Annotated in this window: 1 pseudogene; it reads left to right on the forward strand. The window is 44.5% G+C overall.

Going from position 1 to position 265, the window contains the following annotated elements:
- Window positions 1-265 (forward strand): annotated as a pseudogene (locus tag ACWPAB_RS15495) (IS30 family transposase); the annotation flags it as partial.

A 265-nucleotide genomic window follows, 5' to 3' on the forward strand; every position in this document is an offset into this window, starting at 1 on the left:
TCAACTCTTTGATCACGGTAAACGTCATAAAAGAAGACAAGACCTTCGGTCGCGCTATAACCAAGCAGTAGGCACCTCAATTGAGATTTGCAGTGAGTCAGCTAATCGGCGAACCGAAAAAGGACATTTAGAGATGGATACAGTTCGCGGGTCAAAGGCTGCTGTTTTGACCATTGTCGATCGGGTCACACGTTTAATGGCGACAACTAAGCTTGAAAACTTATCACGAAATGCTGTTCTCAAGGGTTTTGCAAGACTGATGGTA

The sequence above is a fragment of the Lacticaseibacillus sp. 30 genome (assembly GCF_053819265.1).